Origin of the sequence: Staphylococcus sp. EG-SA-15, from assembly GCF_017151895.1 — a bacterium.
Lineage (GTDB): Bacteria > Bacillota > Bacilli > Staphylococcales > Staphylococcaceae > Staphylococcus > Staphylococcus aureus.
In genome coordinates this window covers 1-846 of sequence record NZ_JACVZN010000064.1, presented here as the reverse complement: position 1 = coordinate 846, position 846 = coordinate 1, and the positions used below count along the sequence as shown (strand labels likewise).

2 protein-coding genes are annotated in these 846 nt (G+C 28.3%); one reads left to right on the top strand and one right to left on the bottom strand.

Features of this window, described 5'->3' with window-relative positions; genetic code table 11:
- Positions 1 to 65 precede the first annotated feature (65 nt).
- Positions 66 to 680: a hypothetical protein gene (locus IDG64_RS14315; RefSeq protein ID WP_000191459.1), complete on the top strand. Its 615-nt coding sequence runs from the start codon at positions 66 to 68 to the stop codon at positions 678 to 680.
- Here the strand turns inward: IDG64_RS14315 and IDG64_RS14310 are convergent.
- Positions 677 to 823 carry a hypothetical protein gene (locus tag IDG64_RS14310; protein ID WP_001013104.1) on the bottom strand — a complete coding sequence of 49 codons (147 nt, stop codon included), beginning with the start codon at positions 821 to 823 and terminating at the stop codon, positions 677 to 679. The two genes, IDG64_RS14315 and IDG64_RS14310, sit on opposite strands and share 4 nt — an antisense overlap.
- Positions 824 to 846: the final 23 nt, after the last annotated feature.

Sequence of the window (846 nt, the reverse complement as noted above, 5' to 3'; positions counted from 1 at the left end):
GGGCTACCCAAAATTTAGTACTAGGTACTAAATATGTTATAATAAAATAAAAAGTAGGTGATAAGATGACTCAATTTCTAGGGGCGCTTCTTCTTACAGGAGTTTTAGGTTACATACCATATAAATATCTAACAATGATAGGTTTAGTTAGTGAAAAAAACAAGATTATCAATACTCCTGTATTATTGATTTTTTCTATTGAAACATGTTTGATATGGTTTTATACTTTTATAATTTTTAATAATGTTGATTTAAAAAATTTGAGTTTACTTCAGTTGCTTACAGGTCTAAAAGCAAATATTTGGTTTCTAATTATTTTTGTTTTAACAGTGCTTGTATTTAATCCTTTAATTGTTAAATTCATTATCTGGTTAATTAATGAAACAAGAAAGTTTATGAATTTGGATTGTATAAGCTTATTAGACAAAAGAGACAAGTTGTTTAATAACAACGGTAAACCAGTATTTATAGTTATTAAAGACTTTGAAAACAGAATCATTGAAGAGGGTGAACTTAAAACCTATAATTCAGCTGGTAGCGATTTCGATTTACTAGAGGTTGAGCGACAAGATTTCAAAGTATCTGATTTACCGTCAAACGATGAATTGTATATTAAACATACACTTGTAGACCTTAAACAACAAATTAAATTGGATTTATATTTAATGAATGAATATTAATCTTTTTTCTTAGCTTTTTCTGATAAAGTGCTTTTTAAGTTTTCGCTGGCACCCGGCTTTTCAAAACTTTTGTTTATTGGGTTACTACGAGTAGCTTCTTGTTTTTTGTTTTTATCCGCCATAAAATTCTCACCACCATTCAACGTCTACACTTGTAGGCGTTTTT